We start from the raw sequence: 19074 nt of genomic DNA on the forward strand, positions 1-19074 counted from the left end.
CTCAGGCGGACTCGGTCTCGGCGAGCTCGCGCTTCCAGTCGCGGAAGGTCTCCTCGGTGCGGCCGCGGCGCCAGTAGCCGGAGATGGAGAGGTCGGCCTTCGGGACGCCGCGCTCCTTGAGGAGATAGGGGCGGATGCCGTGCATGGTGACCGCGGCCTCGCCGTGGACGAAGGCGTGGACACGGCCGTCGAGCCACTTCAGGTCGCGGATGGCGGTGACCAGCGGCTGCTCGTGGCCCTCGGCGTCCTCGGCGGCGTGGTGGGTGTGGCCGCCGGTGACCAGCCAGGTCACCTCGACGCCAGTGGGGTGGTCGAGGGGCTGCTCGTGGCCCGGCGCCGGGATGTCGATGACGGCGTAGCCGCGGGCGTCGGAGGGCAGTGCGGCCAGCGCGGCGCGGATGGCCGGCAGGGCGGTCTCGTCGCCGGCGATCAGGTGCCAGTCGGCCTCGAGGTCGGGCGAGTAGGCACCGCCGGGGCCGCGAGCCGCGAGGGTGTCGCCGGGCTTGGCCGCGGCGGCCCAGGGGCCGGCGTACCCCTCGGTGCCATGTACGACGAAGTCGATGTCGAGGGTGCCGTCCTCGACCGAGGGGTTGAGAGCGGTGTAGGTGCGCACCACCTGGCCGTCGTTCTGCTCGAAGACGAGCTTCACGTAGCGGTCGGTGAAGACGCTCGACGAGAAGGCACTCAGGTCCTCGGAGCGGAAGCTCACCCGGATCATCGTCGGACTGAGTCGCTCGGTGGCGGTGACGACGAGGATGGTCTCAGGCTTGGCGGGACGGGTCATGTAGGCAACCCTAACTTGCCTTCAAACACGCCGCGGTCAACCCGCCGACCGGGTGGAGTGCGTGGACCGGGGCTGGGTGGCCTCGGCCGGGAGGGCCGGCGAGGGGATGTCGGGAGCGGGGCGCTGGGGCTTGGCGACCAGCGACAGGCTCGGCTCGAGCACCCGCAGCAGCGACTCGACGTGGCCACGGGCCTCGGTCACCAGCCGCCGGGCCTCGCGCGGGGTCCGCTTCCGCAGGTCCTGCAGGTCGTCGTCGGCCGGCCGCCGGACCCGCCGCCGGGCCTTCTGCAGCGGCGCGAGCTGGACGAGCGTACGCACCCGGGTGGCCGCATCCGCCTCCGAACCCGCGGGGCCACCCAGGGCCGTGCGGCCGAGCAGGTCGCCGAGCGCGGCGATCTCGACGAGGGTGAAGGTGCGCTTGACCGCGGAGGGCACCAGCCGGGCGACCTCGCTGCGGTGGGAGCGTTCGGCGGTGATGATCAGGTCGGCGCTCTCGATGTCGTCGACGTCGAGCGGGTAGGCTTGGTGCCTGGTCAGCCTGACCCCGGCGAGAGCGACCTCGGAGGCGATCATCGGGTCCATGTCGTAGCCCTCGAGCGCCTCGCTGCCGGCCGAGATCACCGTGATGCCGTGGCGAGCGAGCCCACCGATCTGGCCGACGCCCTCACGGAGCATCGCCTCGATCGCCGGCGATCGTCGTACGTTCCCGCTGCAGACGACCAGGATCGTCGCGGTGTCCATCCCTGCCTACCTTCGAAAAAGTTGCCTGCCGGTTCTCGAGCGTGGACCTCACATCCACGCGGCCAACCCCCCGAACGTGACGGACAGACATTACGCAGTCGACGTACGCCTCCAGAAACCGACGGCGGATCAATCCCCCATTTGGGTGAACGAGCCGGGCACCCGGCCCTGTCATCCCCAAAACGGGGTGAGGATGTGCGATGGCCCCGCGGCCCCGCCCTGACGGCGGATGAGTCACGGACGAGCAGCCTGGCAAAGACATCGGATGGAGTGGCCTGTTGGACCTGCGCGACTATGTCGCTGCCCTGCGGAAGCGCTGGTACATCGTCGCGGTGCTCGCGATCATCGGTGCCGGCGCGGCCTTCGCGCAGGCGCACGCGAGCCCGCCGCAGTACCGCGCGCAGAGCACCGTCTTCGTCTCGATCGCGCAAGGCGCGACGACCCAGGAGCTGGTCCAGGGCTCGACCTTCACCCAGGACATCGTCCAGTCCTACGCCAAGCTTGCGACGATGCCGGTGGTCCTCGACCAGGTCATCTACGACCTCGACCTCGACACGACCCCCAAGGCGCTGGCCGAGACGATCACCGCCGAGAACCCGCTCGACACCGTGATCATCGAGATCGACGCGGTGGCCACCACGAGCACCGGCGCCTCCGACCTCTCCAACGCGGTCGCCGACGAGCTCACCACCACGATCACCAACCTCTCCCCCACCTCCAACAAGAAGTCCGCTGTGCAGGTGACCGTGGTCGCCCGTGCCGACCCGCCCGAGGAGGCGTTCGCACCGCGTACGCGACTGGCCGCCCTGGTCGGTTTCGCCGGCGGCTTCGGCCTCGGTGTCGCGATCGCCGTGGTCCGCGCCCTTCTGGACACCCGGGTCAGGACCGCGGCCGAGCTCGAGCAGCTCACCGACATGGGGCTCCTAGGGGCGATCCCCCGGCGCCGGGGCCAGCGACGCTCGCGTGGCGCGGTGACCGCCATCGACCCGCACAACGTCGCGGCCGAGGCCTATCGGAGATTGCAGACCAACCTGCAGTTCCTCGACGCCTCCGCGAGGGTCCGCTCGATGGTCGTGACCTCCTCGATCGGCGGCGAGGGCAAGTCGACCACCTCGATCAACCTGGCCCTGGCGATCGCGGAGCAGGGCCAGCGCGTGCTGCTGGTCGACGCCGACATGCGCCGCCCCGCGGTCGCCGACTACTGCGGCCTGGAGGGTGCGGCCGGACTGACGACGGTGCTGATCGGGAAGGCCGAACTCGGCGACGTCGTCCAGGTCTGGGGCGACGCCAACCTGCACGTGCTCACCATGGGTGAGATCCCGCCCAACCCCGCGCAGCTGATCGGCTCGCCGCGGATGGTCGACCTGCTGGAGGAGGCGCGGGACGGCTACGACGTGGTCATCCTCGACTCCCCGCCGCTGCTTCCGGTGGCCGACGGCGCGATCCTGTCCCGGCTGACCGACGGCGCCCTGGTCGTCGCCAACTGCCGTACGATCCACCGCCCGCAGGTCCTGGAGGCCATCGACAGCCTCGAGGCCGTCGATGCTCGCTGCCTCGGCATCGTCGCCAACCAGGTCCGTGACACCGCCGCGCACACCTACTACGGCCAGCCGGAGCAGGGCTGGTTCGCCCGCCTCCTCTCCGGTCTCGTACGTCCCCGGGAACCGCGGCAGCAGGGCTACCCGGCCGCCGGGAGCTGAGCATGGCCGTCGCTACGGCGGTCCGGGTCCGCACCGGTCGCACCGGGCGTACCCGACGCGCCGAGCGCACCGGCTGGGAGGTGCTGACCGCTCTCCTGGCGGGGGCGGCCGCCTTCCTCGCCGGGACCGACTTCGATCTCGTCCGTGGACTGACCGTGGGCGGACTGATGGGTGCGGCCCTGGCGCCGGTCTGGATCCGGGAGGCGAGCCGCTACCGCGGTGCGGCCCTGGGCGGCGTACTCCTTCTTGCCTGTCTCTTCTCCGCCCTGGCGCTCGCCACCTGGCGCTCGGCGACCCACCCACCGACCGAGGCCGGCGTGCTGTTCGAGTTGCTGCCGGTCGTCTCGGCCGCGATGTGCGTCGGGGCGCTGCTGTGGGCGCAGCGCGTGCTGTCGCCGGGGGTCGTGGTGTGCCTCTACGCCCTCGGCTCGTTCATGACCGCGACGATGGGCTCGCGGTTCGCCGAGGACCCGTGGCGGTTCGGGTTCTCGATGCCCGCGACGATGCTGCTGCTGGGAGTCTGCCTGCTCATCCGGCGGCGACCCCGAAAGCGGCTCCTCGCCGACATGACCGTCCTCGGGATCCTCACCGCGGTCACCGCGCTGTCCGGAGCCAGGTCGATGAGCGCGTTCTTGATCATGACCGCGGTGCTGCTGCTGTGGCAGCACCGGCCGAGGACAGCCAAGCGGACCACCTCGGCGCTGCTCTCGCTGGTGCTGGTGGGGGCCTTGGGGCTCGGGCTCTACCAAGCGCTGGAGGGTGCCGCACTCGACGGCTACCTCGGCCAGTCGGCCCAGGAGCGCACCGAGGAGCAGACCCAGGCGGCCGGGTCGCTCATCCTCGGCGGCCGGCCCGAGATCGGGGCCACGGTCGCGCTGATGCTCCACGAGCCGCTCGGCTACGGCGCCGGCGTCATGGCCACGCCGACCGACATGCAGGCCGCGAAGCAGGGCATGTCTCTTCTGGGCTACGACCCCGACAACGGCTACGTCGAGCACTACATGTTCGGCACCCGGATCGAGGTGCACTCGCTGATCGGCGACCTGTGGATCTGGTTCGGGCTCGCCGGACTGGTGCTGGCGGGATGGCTGCTGTGGCTCGCCACCATCTATCTGGGCCGCAGCATGGCCAACCGCACCGGCACCGCGCTCGGCATCTTCCTCGCCCTGCAACTCGGCTGGAACCTCTTCTTCGGCCCGATCATCAGCTCGCTTCCCCCGCTCGCGCTCGCGCTCGGGGTGTTCCTGCTCCAGCGCAAGGAGACTGCCGCCTCGCCGTCTGCGCCCGTTCAGATGTCACGGAAGCCGCCGGCGCGACGGCAACGCCAGGGCCGTCGGAACCAGCGCGCTCGCCGCCGCTACCTCGCCGGAGGTCCGCAGCGTGCGTGAAGGCTGGATCGACTCCGCACGCGGCGTGGCGATCATCCTCGTGGTGCTCTTCCATGCCGTGATCAACCTCGACCTGGTCGGCCTCGCCGGCCCGTGGTCGCGGCTTGCCTACACCCTCGACACGTTCCGGATGCCGCTGTTCTTCTTCCTCTCCGGCCTCCTCGCTCCCTCGCTGCTCGCCCGGCCGCTGCGGGAGGTGCTGCGCACCCGGTGCCTGAACCTGATCTACCTCTACGTCCTGTGGTGCCTGCTCCTCGGTATCTTCCGCGGGCTCCTGCCGCATCCGCCGCCCGACGCCTTCGCGTCCCTCGCCCGGATCCTGGTCGAGCCCAACGTCTACCTCTGGTTCCTCTACACGCTGTGTCTGTTCACGCTCGTAGGATGGCTGACCCGTCGGCTCCCCGCATGGCTCGTCGTCGGCGCCGCGCTGATCGTCTCCGCGGTCTTCGCCGCCGGGCTGGTCTCCACCGGCGACGTCCCGTGGGACAAGACGTTCCGCTACTGGTTCTTCTTCGTCCTGGCCTCCCGCGCCGCGCCCACGGTGCGCTCGGTCGTGCCGCGGATGCGGCTGGCTCACGTGGTCGGAGCAGGCGTGGCGTACGTCGTGGTCTTGGGGTTCTTCCTCTACGTCGCCGACGACCGGATCATCTTCGTACGCCCGATGTTGGGCCTGCTCGCGGTGGCCGCCGGCTGCGGGCTCGGGGTGATCATCGCCCGCGTTCCGGCGCTTGATTTCGTACGCCATCTCGGCACCCGCACACTGCCGATTTACGTCGTCCACGCCTTCCCGATCACCGCCGCCGCGGCGCTGCTCACCCAGCGCAACATCGACTGGCCACCGGGGACCGGGCTGGTGGCGGTGCCGCTGCTGACGCTCGTCGCGATCCTGCTCGCGCTGGCTCTCGACCGGCTGATCACCGGCCGCATCCGCGGCATCTTCGACTTCCCTGTCGCACGCTGGACCGCCAAGGGCCCGGCCGGCGTGGGTCAGCGGGCGTACTCGGTCACGTAGGAGCCCCAGGCGCCGCGGAGCATACCGAGGCCGCGGAGGAGGGTGCGGGTGCCGCGGGCGTGGTGGGTCAGCGAGCCGGTGAGGCGGCCGACGACGAGACGGGCGGATCCGCCCAGGACGCGGACGAGGCCGCGGGCGGTGGCGCGCAGCCGCGCCACCGGTCGGCGGCTGGAGGGGGCGAGGTAGACCTGGACGCGGGAGTCCGAGTTGCCGATGCGTGCGGCGCGGGCGCGCACCCACTCCGGTGTCGCGCGGTCGGCGGGGACCAGGTCGTCGACGGCAGCCTCGTCGCACCACACGATCCGGCCACCGGCGGCGGAGAGGGTGCGGGTGAAGACGGTGTCGGAGCCACCGGAGAGGCCGAAGCCGAGATCGAAACGGAGCTCGCCGACCTGGCTCATGTCGAGCAGGAGGTTGTTGGTCGCCGCGGTGGTGACGACGGTGCCAGTGGGGTGCCGCAACCGCCGGAAGAATCCGCCCGCGGTGATCCACGGGTCCGGCTCGACGGTGAACGTGGAGAGCACCGGCCCGACGACGGCAGCGGCGCCCGTCTCCTCCCGACAAGCGAGCAGAGTCGGCAGCCACTTCTCCGAGGGCTGCTCGTCGTCGTCGATGAAGACGACGACCGCCTCCGGACCGGCCTCGGTCAGCGCCCGGTTACGGGCGGCGGCGATCCCGGGAGTGGGCTCGTGGACGTAGACGACGCGTACGTCACCCCCGGCCGCCTCCGCCACCGAGGATGCGGCGCTGGGCTGCTCGTCGTTGTCCACCACGAGCAGCCGAGCGCCAGGAACCAGATCGAGCTGGGCCCGGAGCATGCCCACCGCCCCGGCCAACCCCTCAGGGCGCCGATAGGTGAGCATGCAGACCCAGACCGCCCGGGTCATCGGAGTCGGATCACTTGATCGTGACCGTCACCCAGTCGGAGCGGGAGATGTTGCCGAGCGGGTCCACTGCCTCGATCTTGTACTTCTGCGACGAGCGACTGGTGCGGCCGGTGTCGGTGAAGGTCATCGCGGTGTGCTTCCAGAACGGGGCCGAGACCTTCACGGTCTTGATCGGCGTGGAGTCGAGCGAGCCGCGGTAGAGCTTGTAGGTGACGGTCGCGTTGTCCTTGTCGGGGTTGCCAGGCCACTTCAGCGTGGCCTTGCCCGCGGAGGGTGAGGAACCGGTCAGGGCCCACTTGGCGCCCTTCAGCGTCGGACCGACCTTGTTGGGTGCGACGTCCTTGACGGCGAAACGCACCAGACCCTGCTGGGCGACGCCGTTGACCTTCAGGAACTCACCGCCGTACACCACGTAGCTGGCGTTGGCGGTCACGGTCCAGGTCGACTGCTTGGCGCTGGTGTAGGTGCCGTTGGTCCACTTCGGGTACCACTCCAGGAACTCCGGACGCGGGGTGCCGGGGTGGTCGGCGTAGCCGTACTTGTCGTCGGCGATGTTGGTGCCACGTACGTCCTGGGTGGTCGCGGTGGCGTGGTACCACGCCCGCGGCTTGGTCTCCGGGAAGCCACCGGAGGTATCGCAGCCGTGCTTGTGGCTGGCTTGGTAGACGGTCTCGGCGGTCGGCCAGACGGCGTAGGTGTCGCCGTGGCAGTCCTCGAGCCAGGTCAGCTTGCCGGTGGCCCAGTCGGCCTTGAAGGAGCCTTCGAAGTTGCCACCGCTGCCGTAGTCGTAGCCGGTGCCGTAGAAGCTGGTGCCGTCGGACTCGAGCGACAAGATCGCCGCCTCGGCGCCGCCGTTCCGGATCTCGGTGTTGACCGGCAGCGCCAGCGAGCTGCCCGAGGAGACCTCGAGCCGCGCCACCCCATAGCCAGGCGACGAAGAGCCGTTGACGCTGGTGAACGCCCCGCCGATCACGATCTTGGTGCCGTCGGAGGAGACCACGATGTCGTTGACGTTGCCGCCGGCGAGCTTGGGGTTCATCGGCAGCAGGCCGGTGCCGGTGTCGCTCGGCTTGACGGCGGCCAACTTTGTACGTGCCGTGTTGTCGGCAGAGGTGAACACGCCGCCGTAGAAGACCGCGGTGGACGTGGCCGCGACCGCGTTGGTGGTCGAGTTGAAGATCGGCCGGAAGCTCGTCACCTTGCCGGTCGCGAGGTCGATCGCCGCGCCGCGGTAGCGATTGACGCCGTCGATCTGGGTGAAGCCGCCCGCGACGTAGAGCAGCTTCTTGTCGGGCGAGAGCGCCATGTCCTTGACCTGGCCGTTGAACTTCGGCGCGAAGGTGGTGACCAGCTTCCCGGTCGAGAGCCGGTAGGCCAGCATGTTGGACCGGGCCGTCTCGCTGGCGCCGGCCGCCGCACCCGCCGGGCGAGCGGAGGTGAAGCTGCCGCCGACGTAGACGATGTCGCCGACGATCACCTGCTTCCAGGCGACACCGTTGATCTGCACGGTGGGAAGTACGTCGGCCGCGACCGTCTTCGGCAGGTCGGTATCGGTCGGCGCGGTGTCCGCCGATGCGGAGGTCACGGAGGTCGCCAGGGTCAGGCTCGTTGCCACGAGCAACAGAACAGCCAGGATCGGCTTCATCACATCTCTCATCTGGGGGGAGGGTTATCGCTGGGGACGGCCCTTGAAGACCACCACGTCGGCGCCGTTGCCCAGATCGAGCTCGACGCGTACGGGGCGGGCTTCCTCAGGGATCTGGAAGACGTAGACGCCGTTGGCCGACTCGCCGTCCGCGACCGAGGCCGGGAACGGCACCTCGCCGTCGGAGGCGACGCTGACCGCAGGGGTGCGCTCAGGCCCGTAGTAGGCGTTGACCACACCGAGGCCCAGGTCGAGCTTCTTCCCGGTCTGGTTCTTCACCTTCACCGTGATCGCGAGCGCCGGTCCGCCGATCTCGCCGGGCAGACTCGCCGTGGCCTGGACCGAGTCGATCCGGGCCAGCCGGGCCGTCACGCCCGGGGACGTGGTCGCCACGGCCTTGAGACCGAGCGCGCGGTTGTCGTCCGACGGTTTCCCCGCCTCGTCGTCCTCCGAGTCGGAGGACGATGTGGACTCCTTCTCCGACGGGGTCGCCGTCGGAGAGGGGGCGGCGGCCACCGTCGAGTCCGACCCGGCGTTCGCCGGACCGGACGGGTTGCGCACGATGAGCACGACCGCGACGCTCACCAGGACGACGGCAGCGACAGCTGCCGCGACGTACATCCTCGAGCGCGGGACTTGACTGAGCATGGGGGATCTTCCGCGGGCGGGTCGGACAAAGACATCGATTCAAAGACGTTGGATTAAAGCCCAAGCCGGACGCCCGTGGGGGGATCCGCGCACGCGCTCCCCAAGATCGGGTATGCCTCCTACGGCTCGATGACCTTCAGGTCGTCGTAGCCGACGCTGACCGGCGTGGTGCCGATCGTCGAGGCGCCGAAGCTGCGCAGCATGACTCCGCCAGCGACCTGGTTGGCGAGGGTCGAGTCGGAGAGCTCGTACGTCCAGCCCGACGGCTCCGCGGAGCCGGCCGGCCACACCTTGGTGCGCACGGTCGCCGGTGCGGTGCCGGTGACCTGGAGGCGGACCGTCAGCCGGTCACCGCCAGTGACGCTCAGGCCCGGGACGGCGTTGGCGCCGACGACCGGGGTACCGCTGCGGACGAGATGGAGGCCGACGGTGCCGTCCGGGTTGAACCGGAGCCGTGAGGCGTAGTGGTTGATGCCGGAGACTCGGGCACCGAGGATCGACCAGACGTAACCCGCGTCCGGGAGCCGGGAGGCGGCGACGCTGACGGTGGCGTCGACATCGGTCGCTGAGACCTCCTCGAGCCGGGACTCGGTGGTTCCACCGGGGGTGACGGAGTGCCAGCCGCGGCCCTCGGAGACCGAGAAGTTGCCGGCGGTGCCGGTGCGGGCCCAGGTGCCGCCGGTCTCGGCCGTCCCCCAGCCGCTCGCCTCGGCACGTTCGAAGGTGTCCCCGGCGACGGTGCCCTCGGCCGGCGGGACGGGCTCGCCGTCGACCTCGACGGTGACCCACTCGGTGGGCGACTGGTTGCCGAACGCGTCCTCGGCGACGACGCGGTAGCGCTGGGTGGAGCCCGGCGGTGCCTCGGTGTCGAGGAAGCTCTGCGTGGTCTGCTTCCAGAACGCGGCGGTGACGGCGTTGGTGTGGATCGGCGCGACGTCGGTCGAGCCGCGGTAGACCTTGTAGGTCACGGTCGCGTTGTCCTTGTCGGCGTTGCCGGGCCAGGTCAGCCGGACCTGGCCGTCGGCCGGAGAGGTCGCGGTGAGCCCGAACTCCGCGCCCGACAGGGCTGGGCCGACGTCGTTGGGGGCGATCGTGTTGACCGCGAAGCGCACCAGTCCCTGCTGGGCGACGCCGTCGACCTTCAGGAACTCGCCGCCGTAGACGACGTAGTCGGCGTTGGCCGTCACCGTCCAGGGCGCCTGGTTGGCACCGGTGAAGGTGCCGGGGGTCCACTTCGGGTACCACTCCAGGAACTCCGGACGCGGAGTCCCGGGGTGGTCGGGGTAGCCGTAGATGTCGCGGGTGTTGGTGCCGCGTACGTCCTGGGTGACCGCCGTCGAGTGCTGGAAGCTGCGCGGGCTGGTCTCCGGGAAGCCGCCGGAGTTGCCGCAGTAGTGCTTGTGGCTGGCCTGGTAGACGACGTCGTCGGTGGGCCAGATCGAGTAGGTGTCGCCGTGGCAGTCCTCGAGCCAGGTCAGCTGGCCCGTGGCCCAGTCGGCCTTGAAGGTGCCCTCGGAGTTGCCGCCGCTGCCGTAGTGGTAGCCGCTGCCGTAGAAGCTGGCGCCGTCGCTCTCCAGGGCGAGGACCGCGGAGTTGGTGCCGGCGTCGCGGAACTCAGAGTTGACCGGCAGCGCCATCGAGGCGCCGGTCGCGACCTTGATCCGGGCCAGGCCGTAGCCCGGATTGGAGGAGCCGTTGACCTTGGTGAAGTTGCCGCCGATCACGATGTCGGCACCGTCGGGCGAGACCACGACGTCCTGCACAGACCCGTTGGAGACGGTCGGGTTCATCGGGAGCAGCTGGGTGCCGGTGTCGCTGGGCCGGACGGCGGCCACCTTCGTACGCGCGGTGTTGTCGGCAGAGGTGAAGACGCCGCCGTAGAAGACCGCGTCGGCGGTGGCCGCGACCGCGTTGGTGGTCGAGTTGAAGATCGGCCGGAAGCTGGTCAGCGCCCCGGTGGCCAGGTTGATCGCCGCGCCGCGGTAGCGGTTCACCCCGTTGACCTGGGTGAAGCTGCCGGCGAGGTAGAGCAGGGACTTGTCGGGCGAGAGCGCCATGTCCTTGACCTGGCCGTTGAAGCTCGGCGCGAAACCGGGGATCAGCTCGCCGGTCGAGAGCCGGTAGGCCAGCATGTTGGACCGCGGCGTCTCATCGGTGCCCGCCGCAGCACCCGCCGGGCGCGCCGAGCTGAAGCTGCCACCGACATAGACGATGTCGCCGACGATCACCTGCTTCCAGGCGACCCCGTCGATCTGCACCGTCGGGAGTACGTCGGCCGAGACCGTCTCCGGCAGCTCCGGGTCGACCGGAGCCGTGTCCGCCGTCGCCCCTCCCGACATGACCAGGCTGCTCACCCCGAGAACAGCTGCGACCGCTCCCGCCGCCAGCAGACGCCATTCGTGAATCCGCGTCATCATCCATCCCTGCACAAGGCGGCCACCTCGGCCGCGACACGGCAGTGTCGCGGACACACACGGTCATCCGCCCGTCAATCGCACGTCCGATCCCCTGAATCGGGTATGTGTGGGGGCGTAAGCATCCAACGCTCGCAAACTGCGTGGTTCAGGGGGCAGACTCCCACACCGTCAGTTGGATGCAGAGTCCACAGGAAGGCGTACGTCTCTTGGCTGTCCCGTCCCGGGTCCTTCTCGGTATATCCACGGTCGCCACCGTTGTCGCGCTGGGCTCGACCTACGCGCTGACCTCCGGCCCCGCCGAGGAGCCCACGCCGCGTGCGGAGAGGAACTACGGCGATCTGCCGCCCGACGACTTCGGCGGGCCGGTGACGCTGACGCCGTCCCCCTCGCCCTCGGTCTCTCCCTCTGCGTCCTCGACGCGCTCGGCCAAGCCCTCCGACGGCGCGGAGCCGAAGAAGCGGCCCACGGACTCGGGGAAGCCGAACCGCTCCGGCGATCGGCCGGGCGAGCAGGGCCCGCGCGAGGGTGAGCCGCTGAGCTCACCACCACCGGCGGGCGGCGCTCCGGGGCCGGGCGACACCGGCGTACCTCCGAAGAAGAAGCTGCGCGTCCATCGCGGAGACCTGATCATCAGGACCCCTGGGAAGGTCGTCGACGGGCTCGAGGTGCACGGCCGGATCAACGTCGAGGCGCCGAACGTGACGATCCGCAACACCAGGGTGATCGTGCCGACACGGTCGGAGACCGCTGGGATCTCCAACAACAACGACAACGGTCGCGGGATGCTCGTCAGCAACGTCGAGGTGCTGGCCGAGAACGCCGCACCGGGCGTCAACGGCGTGGTCGGCCACGACTTCACGCTCCAGAGCTCCGAGATCCATCACGTCACCGACCAGGTCCACATCACCGGCAGCAACGTGACCGTGCGCGACAACTGGTTTCACGACAACTACCACTTCGAGAGCGACCCCTACCAGGGCGGCGGTGCCTCCCACGACGACTCGATCCAGATCATCGGCGGCGGCAACATCACGATCGCGAGCAATCGCTTGACCGGCGCCTACAACGCCGGCGTGCAGATCACCCAGAGCATCGGGGACGTCAACGGGGTCACGATCCGCGACAACCTCCTCGGCGGAGGCGGCTGCACCGTCAACATCGCCGAGAAGGGTCGAGGCCCGGTCGACGGCCTGGCGATCCGGGACAACCGGTTCCTCAGCGACCAGCGGATCGACGGCTGCGCGATCATCCACCCGTCCTCGACGAAGGTCAGCCACTCCGGCAACGTCTGGGACGACTCCGGCCGCCCGGTGGCCCTCAGCCGCGGCTGACCTTCTGGGCCAGCGCACCCCTCACGGTCACCACCAGCGACATCACGTCGCGGCGGATCGGCGGGATGAGCAGAAGAATTGCGTACGCCGCGGCCCCGGCCACCACGCAGACCGACACCGTCACCGCGGGGTGCTGCCCGTGAAGGGCCTCGGCGGTGGCGTACGCAGCGGCCGCGACCGCCCCGGCGACCACCAGGATGCGGGCGGCACCGAGATAGAGCGGGCCGACCCGGAGCTGGGTGCGGCGGGAGATCCACCACAGCGACAGCGGCCACTCCAGGAGATGGGCGGTCGCGTAGCCGACCGCTACCCCGGTGACCCCGTACTGCACCCCGACGAGCACGCAGAGGACCTTCAACGCCGAGGCGACCAGGGTGTAGTGGCGCAGCTCTGTGATCAGCCCGTGAGATAGATAGACCCAGTAGCCGACGTAGGCCAGCGTCTGGAACAGGCCCGCGCAGGCGAGCAGGGCGACGATGCCGGCGACGTCCCAGCCCGGACCGAGCAGGAGCGCACAGACCGGGGCCGCGGCGCCCGCGACCAGGCCGAGCCCGGCGCCGAGGCTGTAGCCGAGCGCGACCTGGCCGCGCTGCACGAACCGCTGGGTCAGCGCCGGGTTGTCGCGGATTCGGCTCAGCACCGGCAGTGCGACCGTCGTGGTGGGGCTGCGCAGCTGGACCAGCGGGTTCATCAGCAGCTGCCAGGCGCGGTTGTAGGTGCCCAGCTCGTGGGCGCCTAGGCGGGTACCGATGAGGACCGAGTCGATGTTGCTGGCGGCATAGTTGATCAGCTGCGTACCCGCCAGCGACCAGCCGAAACGCAGGAATCCGCCCATCTCGACACCACGGCGGGGGCGGCCGGGGAGCCAGCCGGCGAACGCGCCGATGGCCACCAGGCCGACAGCGGCTTGGACCAGCTGCTGGACGACGAGGGCCCAGTAGCCGGCGCCGTTGGCCGCTGCGTACGCTGCGATCCCGAGGGCCAGCAGGGGCGCCAGGACTGTGGCGGCGGCGAGCCTGGTGAAGAGCAATCGACGGGTGAGGTCGGCGCGATACTGCGCGCCCATGCCGTTGAGGACGAACATCCCCGCCATCGCGGAGGTGAGGGCCGTCAGGGCCGGCTCGTCGTAGAGGGCGGCGACGAGCGGGGCGGCCGCGATGACGACGAGCGCGAGGCCGACGCCGAGGGCGGTGTTGAGCCACCACAGGTTCGACTGCTGCGCCCGGGTGAGCACCTTGGCCTGGATCGCGGCGGTCGAGAGCCCGAAGTCGCGGAAGATCTCGGCGACCGCGACCACCGCGAGCACCATCGCGACCAGGCCGTAGTCGCGCGGCGTGAGCAGCCGCGACAGCACCACGACCGAGGCGATCTGGACCAGGATGCGTACGCCCTGGCCGCCGAGCACCACCATCCCGCCGCGGGCAGCGCTCCTGCCGAGGCCGCGCCGCTCGGTGTCCTCCACGCTCAACCGAGGACCTCGGCCGCGATCTCCTCGCGGTAGCGCTCGGCGCCGAAGCGCTCCTCGGCGTCCTTGCGGCCCGCGGAGGCGAGCTCGGCGGCGAGGGTGGGGTCGGCGGCGAGCCGCTGGATCGCGTCGGCGAGGTCGGTCGCATCGCCCGGGGTCACGAGAAGGCCGGTCTCGCCGTCGGTCACGATCTCGGCCAGGCCCTGCACGCGGCTCGCGATCAGCGGCCGCTCGGCGAACAGCGCCTCGACCGCGACGTTGCCGAAGGGCTCGACGCGCGAGGGCACCAGTACGACGTCGGCCTGCTCGAGCTCGCGGGCGGGCTCGGCGACGTAACCGAGGAACTCGACGTTGCCGGCGAGGTCGCTGTCGGAGGCACGAGAGCGGAGCTCCTGCTCGAACCACTCATAGCCCGCGAACACCGACCCGCACACCCGCAGCCGGGCGTCGATCCCCCGGCGGCGCACCTCGGCGAGCGCCTCGAGCGCCACGTCGGTCCCCTTGCGCGGCGAGAGCCGCCCGACCAGCACAAGCCGCAGCGCCTCGTGCGGCATCCGGTTGCGCGCCGACACCACGGACTCCGGTCCCGGCACCCCGTTGTAGACGACGGTCGTACGCCGCCCCAGCACCTTCACCGTGTGCGTGAGGACGTCGCGGGATGCCCGCGAATTCGCCACCACGCGGGTGGCCAGCAGGAGCGGAGCGGTCAGGGCGAGGCGTACGGGCTTCGGCTGGTCGTCCTCGGCCTCGTGCACGTGGCAGACCACGGGGACGCGGGCCGCGCGCGCGACGACGATCCACCACGGGATCGTCACGGTGTTGACCAGCACCCGGCTCGGCCGGACCCGTCGCCACAGCCGCGCCGCACGGACCCAGAAGACCATCAGCGCCGCGGCCAGGCGGACCAGTCCGATGGGACTGAGATACGCCTTGCGCAACACCGGGAACGCCATCACCTCGACGCTCGCACCGGCCGCCTCGAGGAGCGGGAGGAGCGGTCCGCGCTCGGGTACGACGACGGTGACCCGCTGTCCCGCCTGGTGCAGCCCACGCACCGTCTCGACCAGCTGAAGATCGGAACCGTAGACGTCCGGCGACGGGTGGGCGACCAACAAACGCATGATGGGCAACGGTATGTCACCGGCAAGGCCCGGGCCGAAGGTCCTGGCAAAGTCCTACCCAGATCTGGGGAGCAGACGGCCTCGGCGACCTGGAGCGATGGAGGGTCGTCTAGGGTTCCGACGTCACTCACCCCCACGTATGAGCGAAGCAGGATCGAGCATGGCCGCGACCGGCGCCGAACGCGCCCCAGCCGGGTTCCGTGCACATCTGGAGGCGCTGGCTCAGGCTCAGAAGCCCTCGCTCAACACCGCGGCCTACTCGCGCCTCGTCAACCGGCCCGCCGGCCGGGTCGTCGCCGCGGCCGCGCACACCGTCGGCGCGAGCCCCAACCAGGTGACCGCGCTGAGCGCGACGCTCTCGGCGGCCGGACTGGCGGTGCTCGCGCTGGTCGAGCCGCGCTGGTGGACCGGGATCCTGGTCGCGGTGCTGCTGGCCGCGGGGTACGTGCTCGACTCCTCCGACGGGCAGCTCGCCCGGCTGCGTGGCGGCGGGTCGCGCTCGGGTGAGTGGCTCGACCACACCATCGACTGCTTCAAGACCGCCAGCCTGCATCTGGCGGTGCTCGTGTCCTGGTATCGCTTCGGTCCGGTCACCGACGGCTGGCTGCTGGTGCCGCTGGGCTTCGAGGTGGTCGCCGTGGTGACGTACTTCGGGCTGATCCTGATGCCGACGCTGCGCCCGGCCCCTGTGACCGAGCCTGCCGGGTCGCCGGCGGCGGTCCACGAGAACCCGCTGCGCAAGTGGGCGCTGCTGCCAATGGACTACGGCGCGCAGTGCTGGATGTTCGTGCTGCTCGGCTTCGGGGTGGTCTTCTCATGGGTCTACGCCATGGTCTTCGTCTGCAACGCCGCCGCGCTGGCCATCGCGCTACGGAAGTGGTGGCGTGAGCTGCGCGTGCTCGACGGCTCGGTCGAGGTCTCGTCGTGAGCGAGCTCTCCCGGCTGGCCGTCGTGGTGGTCAGCTATGGCGATCCTGCGCTGCTGGAGCGGCACACGACCCAGGTCGCCGCCGCGCTCCCGCCCGCGCAGATCGTCGTCGTCGACAACCATTCGACCGATTCCCATCGCGACGCGGTCCGGGCCCTCTGCGAGCGCGAGGGCTGGACCGGCGTCTTCCCCGGCACCAACACCGGCTTCGGAGCCGGCTGCAACCTGGGCGCCGCGGCCGCACTGGCCGAAGGTGCCGAGGTGCTGCTCTTCCTCAACCCGGATGCCACGATCGACACCGAGTCGGCCGTACGCCTCATGTCCGCCGTCGAGGCCGAGCCACTCCTGCTCGCCGGGCCGACCGTGCTCGGCCCGGACGGCGAGGTCGCCTCCGCGGGCCTCGATCTCGACCTCGACACCGGGATGATGCGCCCCTGGCGACGCCGCTCCGAGCACCCCGAGGCCGAGACGCTGCCGTGGGTCACCGGGGCCTGCTTCGCGGTCACGCGTGAGCTGTGGGAGCGGCTGTCCGGCTTCGACGAGCGCTACTTCCTCTACTGGGAGGACGTCGACCTCTGCGCCCGGGTCCAGGCGCTCGGTGGCCGGGTCGCCGTCATCGACGGGGCCACCGCGATCCACTCAGGCGGCGGCACCCAGCGCGCGGAGGGTTCCCGCGCCAAGTCGCCGGCCTACTACTACTTCAACATCCGCAACCGCGCCCTCTTCGCGCGGACCTGGCTCAGCCAGGAGCGTCAGCGAGCCTGGCGTCGCGGGGCCGCCGGGGCTGCGTACGAGATCCTGATGCGAGGTGGCCGACGACAGCTCCTGCACCCGGTACGCCCCGTCTCCGCGGTCGCCCGTGGGCTGCGCGACGGGCGCCGCGACCGGCCGGTCCGGGTCCTGGCGTCGGCCCGGGAGCTGCGCGCGACGACCAACCCCTACATCGTCCAGCTCGTCGAGACCCTGGGGCAGCGCGACGACACCGAGGTCGTGCTCTTCGGCTTCGCCCGGGCGATCGCGGGCCGCTACGACGTCTTCCACGTGCACTGGCCCGAGCTGCTGCTGACCTCGGCACGCACCCCGCTGCGCCGACTCGCCCGCCGCCTGCTCACCACCGCGTTCATCACCCGTCTCCGGCTGACCCGGACCCCGGTCGTACGCACCTGGCACAACCTCGTCCGACCCGACGGCCTGAGCCGCTGGGACCACCTGCTCCTCAACGCCCTCGAGCGCCGCACCAGGCACGTCATCCGGCTCACCGACCAGACCGCTCCCCCGCTCGACGTACCGACCTCGACGATCCTCCACGCCCACTACCGCGACTGGTTCGAGCCGGTGCTCGTGCCCGTCGAGCCCGTCGAGAGACGGGTCCTCTACTTCGGTCTGATCAAGCCCTACAAGGGCGTCGAGCAGCTCCTGGACGCGGTCGCCGACAGTCCCGAGGCAGGCCTGGACGTACGCCTCGTCGGCTCCCCCTCCGACCCCGCCCTAGCCGATCAGGTCCGCGCCGCAGCAGCCGCCGACGCCCGGATCAGTGCCGACCTCACCTACGCCGACGACGCCACCCTGGCCGCCGAGATCGCCGCCGCCACGTTGGTCGTACTGCCCTACAAAGCCATGCACAACTCCGGCGCCCTGCTCCTGGCTCTCTCACTCGACACCCCGGTCCTGGCCCCCGACAACGAGGTCAACCGTCGCCTGGCCGAGGAGGTAGGCGAAGGTTGGCTCCACCTCTTCGAAGGCACCATCACCATCGAGGACCTGGAGCGTGCGCTGAAGGCAGTCGCCACGTCCCCGCCCGATGGGCGTCCTGATCTTTCGGCTCGGGAGTGGCCCGAGTCTGCTGCTCTTCACGCTGCCGTGTTTCGGGCTTCGTTGTACCCGTAGGTCCCGTCTTTTTCGGGCCGGCGATCAGACAGGTTGTACGTCGTCGGCGTGCAGGTTGCCGGCTGTTGCTAGGTGGTTGGTGTTTGCCGCAGCGGATTCAGTTGGGTGCGTGCTTGAGCCGTGGGTTGGCCGTGCAAGGACCGCCCGGTGCCCCGTGGGCGCCTATGACAGTGGGCGCGACCTTCTGAACCGTTCACAAGGGAGCCGTCGCTTGGCCGGGGCGGGTTCGGTGCCGGCAGGGTCATCAGTTCCCCACTGATCCGGAGAGTTCCCCACGGGCGTGGAGGTTCCCCACCCTCCGGAGCGTGGGGAACCTTCGCCGCAGTGGGGAAAAGTCCCCATCAGGAGGGAAGCGGCCATTGTGGAGTCGAGGGAGCTGGCCAGAACGCTCGTGGGGCACCAGGACGGACGGCTTCAGCGAGCGCTGAGACCGGTCAGCGGTGGGGTCATCAGGTCTGGCGGGCAGGACCCGGTGGAGTGATTCACGGGCACGGCCAGTTAAGGGCGACGGGTGAACCGGATCGTGCCATCCGGTAGCCGCTCATGGCCGTAAGCCGGGTTGTGCGCCAAGCGGTGATGATGAGGGCACAACAACGCCCCGTCCTTCAGATCCGTCTTCCCGCCCGCCGCCCAGGGTTCTAGATGGTGGGCATCGCACCACTCCGGTGGCATGTCACAACCCTCGGCCTGGCAGCACTTCCGCTGCAACCGCATCGCCTTGCGCTGAATCGGCTGGAAGAACCGACTGCCACGACCGGCATCGAGGACCTCACTGTCGCCGCCCAACACCCAGGGGATGATGGTGGCGTTGCAGGCCATCCGCCGGGCTTCGGCCGCACTAATGGTGGTGCCGTTGGTTTCGTCGTAACCGAGGGTGGCGATGCCGAGGTCCTTGCGGAGCTCCTCGAGGGAGATGACCACGTTGATGGTGGTCGCGTCACCACCGTGACGCGGCAACGCCGCCGGGTCGACGGTCTCCAACAGTCGTGAGAAACCCTGGCCCATCAACCGCTCCCACGGCGGCAACGGGGCACCCTTGCCGACCAACTGCTGCTTACGGGGTTGAGCCCAGGCCTCGACCAGCCGCTTGAACCGCATCCCCATCGAAGTCGGCAACACAC

The 19074-nt window shown here is 70.3% G+C and carries 15 protein-coding genes; 6 read left to right on the forward strand and 9 right to left on the reverse strand.

The genetic code is table 11. The features are described from left to right. Position 1 precedes the first annotated feature (1 nt). Positions 2-784: a siderophore-interacting protein gene (locus ABZU72_RS26015; RefSeq protein ID WP_355021675.1), complete on the reverse strand. Its 783-nt coding sequence runs from the start codon at positions 782-784 to the stop codon at positions 2-4. Positions 785-820: 36 nt separating this feature from the next. After that, complete coding sequence (locus tag ABZU72_RS26020) at positions 821-1525, reverse strand: hypothetical protein (protein WP_355021676.1); 705 nt, start codon at positions 1523-1525, stop codon at positions 821-823. 278 nt (positions 1526-1803) lie between these two features. Between ABZU72_RS26020 and ABZU72_RS26025 the strand changes: the two genes are divergently transcribed. From ABZU72_RS26025 to ABZU72_RS26035, 3 genes are read left to right on the forward strand one after another with little or no spacing between them, the layout of a single operon-like run. After that, positions 1804-3225, forward strand: coding sequence for a polysaccharide biosynthesis tyrosine autokinase (locus ABZU72_RS26025; RefSeq protein ID WP_355021677.1), 1422 nt, complete (start codon positions 1804-1806; stop codon positions 3223-3225). A gap of 2 nt (positions 3226-3227) precedes the next feature. Then, on the forward strand, positions 3228-4613 hold the full coding sequence (locus ABZU72_RS26030; RefSeq protein WP_355021678.1) for a hypothetical protein: 1386 nt from the start codon (positions 3228-3230) through the stop codon (positions 4611-4613). Further along, the gene (locus ABZU72_RS26035) at positions 4606-5625 is read left to right on the forward strand and encodes an acyltransferase family protein (RefSeq protein WP_355021679.1); all 1020 of its coding nucleotides are present in this window, start codon (positions 4606-4608) and stop codon (positions 5623-5625) included. Before ABZU72_RS26030 ends, ABZU72_RS26035 begins: the two co-directional genes overlap by 8 nt. Here ABZU72_RS26035 and ABZU72_RS26040 read toward each other — a convergent pair. The 4 genes from ABZU72_RS26040 to ABZU72_RS26055 form a co-directional block, all read right to left on the reverse strand. Beyond that, positions 5601-6512, reverse strand: coding sequence for a glycosyltransferase (locus ABZU72_RS26040; protein ID WP_355021680.1), 912 nt, complete (start codon positions 6510-6512; stop codon positions 5601-5603). The two genes, ABZU72_RS26035 and ABZU72_RS26040, sit on opposite strands and share 25 nt — an antisense overlap. 10 nt (positions 6513-6522) lie before the next feature. Beyond that, a complete protein-coding gene (locus tag ABZU72_RS26045; protein WP_355021681.1) occupies positions 6523-8169 on the reverse strand; it encodes a hypothetical protein in 1647 nt (548 codons plus the stop codon). Positions 8170-8181: 12 nt separating this feature from the next. After that, positions 8182-8805: a hypothetical protein gene (locus ABZU72_RS26050; protein WP_355021682.1), complete on the reverse strand. Its 624-nt coding sequence runs from the start codon at positions 8803-8805 to the stop codon at positions 8182-8184. A gap of 119 nt (positions 8806-8924) precedes the next feature. Then, entirely contained in the window at positions 8925-11219 is a 2295-nt protein-coding gene (locus ABZU72_RS26055; protein WP_355021683.1) for a hypothetical protein, read from the reverse strand. Positions 11220-11398: 179 nt separating this feature from the next. Here ABZU72_RS26055 and ABZU72_RS26060 point away from each other — a divergent pair, with 179 nt between their 5' ends. Then, positions 11399-12553 carry a right-handed parallel beta-helix repeat-containing protein gene (locus ABZU72_RS26060; protein WP_355021684.1) on the forward strand — a complete coding sequence of 385 codons (1155 nt, stop codon included), beginning with the start codon at positions 11399-11401 and terminating at the stop codon, positions 12551-12553. Here ABZU72_RS26060 and ABZU72_RS26065 read toward each other — a convergent pair. After that, complete coding sequence (locus ABZU72_RS26065; protein ID WP_355021690.1) at positions 12540-14015, reverse strand: lipopolysaccharide biosynthesis protein; 1476 nt, start codon at positions 14013-14015, stop codon at positions 12540-12542. The two genes, ABZU72_RS26060 and ABZU72_RS26065, sit on opposite strands and share 14 nt — an antisense overlap. A 2-nt stretch (positions 14016-14017) precedes the next feature. Further along, complete coding sequence (locus ABZU72_RS26070; RefSeq protein WP_355021685.1) at positions 14018-15139, reverse strand: glycosyltransferase family 4 protein; 1122 nt, start codon at positions 15137-15139, stop codon at positions 14018-14020. A gap of 160 nt (positions 15140-15299) precedes the next feature. Here ABZU72_RS26070 and ABZU72_RS26075 point away from each other — a divergent pair, with 160 nt between their 5' ends. Then, entirely contained in the window at positions 15300-16067 is a 768-nt protein-coding gene (locus ABZU72_RS26075) for a CDP-alcohol phosphatidyltransferase family protein (protein WP_355021686.1), read from the forward strand. Then, complete coding sequence (locus tag ABZU72_RS26080; RefSeq protein ID WP_355021687.1) at positions 16064-17953, forward strand: glycosyltransferase; 1890 nt, start codon at positions 16064-16066, stop codon at positions 17951-17953. The genes ABZU72_RS26075 and ABZU72_RS26080 overlap by 4 nt, the downstream gene beginning before the upstream one ends. 498 nt (positions 17954-18451) lie before the next feature. On the opposite strand, the gene ABZU72_RS26085 is transcribed toward ABZU72_RS26080, so the two are convergent. After that, positions 18452-19074 (reverse strand): DUF222 domain-containing protein (locus tag ABZU72_RS26085; RefSeq protein ID WP_355021688.1); only part of this gene is annotated, 623 nt, incomplete at its 5' end.

The organism is Nocardioides sp. NPDC004968, assembly GCF_040608935.1.
Taxonomy (GTDB): domain Bacteria; phylum Actinomycetota; class Actinomycetes; order Propionibacteriales; family Nocardioidaceae; genus Nocardioides.